This is a genomic window from Massilia sp. P2_C2 (genome assembly GCF_056404615.1).
Genome location: NZ_JBFUDR010000553.1, coordinates 1 through 1,899, shown reverse-complemented (window position 1 = coordinate 1,899; position 1,899 = coordinate 1). Strand labels below are relative to the sequence as shown.

Annotated in this window: 2 protein-coding genes; both read right to left on the bottom strand. The window is 71.1% G+C overall.

Annotation, left to right across the window (positions count from 1 at the left end):
- On the bottom strand, positions 1-1,362 hold a 1,362-nt coding region (locus tag AC1DYX_RS30745), incomplete at its 3' end, for a heavy metal translocating P-type ATPase (protein WP_477265955.1).
- Between the two features lie 51 nt (positions 1,363-1,413).
- The coding region (locus AC1DYX_RS30740) for a type VI secretion system baseplate subunit TssG (RefSeq protein WP_477265953.1) at positions 1,414-1,899 on the bottom strand (486 nt) is incomplete at its 5' end.

The window sequence follows — 1,899 nt, the reverse complement described above, 5'->3', positions numbered from 1 at the left end:
GCCCTGCTGGACGGCGGCGGCCAGCGCCAGCAGCCGGCGCGGGTCATCCGCCTCCAGCGCGACCACGCGCGGGCGCCCTTCCGTCAGCGTGCCGGTCTTGTCGAATACGATCATCCGCAGCGCGTGCGCCGTCTCCAGCGCTTCCGCGTCCTTGATGAGGATGCCGTGGCGCGCGGCCGCGCCCGTGCCGACCATGATGCCGGTCGGCGTCGCGAGGCCCAGCGCGCACGGGCAGGCGATCACCTGCACCGCGACGGCATTCAACAGCGCCTGCTGCCAGTCGCCCGTGGCGAAGCCCCAGATCAGCAGCGTGGCGAGCGAAATCAGCAGCACGACGGGCACGAACACGGCGCTGACCTTGTCGACGAGGCGCTGGATGGGCGCCTTGGCCGCCTGCGCATCCTCGACCATGCGGATGATCTGCGCCAGCATGCTGTCCGCGCCGACGGCGGTCGCCTCGACCAGCAGCAGCCCTTCGCCGTTGACGGCGCCGCCCGTCACGCGGTCGCCTTCTCCCTTCGCCACCGGCAGGCTCTCGCCCGTCAGCAGCGCTTCGTCGAGGTGGCTTGCGCCTGCGACGACGCGGCCGTCGGCCGGCACGCGCTCGCCCGGCCGCACGACCATCAGGTCGCCGGCGCGCAGGGCGTCGAGGGGAATCGTCGTATCCCGATCGCCACGCCGCACGATGGCCCCGGTAGGACGCAAGGCTTCCAGCGCCCGGATCGCGGCCACGGTCTGCCGCTTGGCGCGGCCTTCCAGCCATTTGCCGAGCAGGACGAGCGTGATGACGACGGCGGCCGATTCGAAATACAGGTGCGGCATCGCCTGGCCGTCCGCGCTCAGCAACTGATACAGCGACAGGAAGTAAGCGGCCGACGTGCCGATCGCGACGAGCAGGTCCATGTTGCCGGCACCGGCTCGCACGGCCTTCCAGCCCGCGCGATAGAAGCGCGCGCCCAGCCAGAACTGGACGGGCGTGGCCAGCAGCAGTTGCAGCCAGCCAGGCAGCATCCAGTGGACGCCGAACGGCTGCAGGAGCATGGGGGCGATCAGTGGAATGCTCAGCAGCGCGGCGGTGGCCACGGGCCACCACGACGGCAGCCCTGGTCCCTGCGGCGTCTCCTGCCGGCCTGCATCCGCCGGCCGCGCCGCATAGCCGGCCTGCTCGACGGCGGCCACGATCGCTGCCACGTCCAGTCCGTCGCCCCTGACGGCGGCCTTTTCGGTCGCCAGGTTGACGCTCGCGTCGCGCACGCCCGGCACGGCCTTGATCGCCTTTTCCACGCGCGCCACGCATGATGCGCAGGTCATGCCTTCGATGGCGATGGCTATCCCTGCATTGTCCGCTACCCTCGTATCCATGCTTTCTCCCGTGATTGCCAACACAGGATATGCCTTCCCACGATGGGAAGGTCAAGAGGATTTCACAGGCAGCGGCGGCAGCGGGTCCAGCGGACGGAGTTCGTAGCTCAGGTCGGCCCGGTCGGCCGTGGCGGGTCCGCTCAGCAGATAACTGTCCAGGCCGAGCCGGCGGCCCATCGGGGCCAATTGCACGGGCCGCAGGTCCGCCTGGCGCAGCACGAGGACGATGTCGTAGGCCAGGGTGGGCACGGCGAACAGGCCCAGCAACGTGCGCAGCACCCGCGCGCCCGGCGCGCCGGGCAGGAAGTGATCGTAGCGGGCCCGGTCGAGGGGGCCGATACGCACACGCACGCGCAGGTCGGGCCGCCAGGTGCGCGCACCCAGCAGTGCGCTGCGGCCGAGCAGCGCACTGGCACCCAGCACGCTCTGTTCGGACGGCGCGAGGCGGTCCCAGTGGCCGACGCCTTCCTGCACGCGCACGGCAACGCCGAAATGCCCGGACAATACCCGCCCCAGCTCGGCCGCCGACACCTGGCG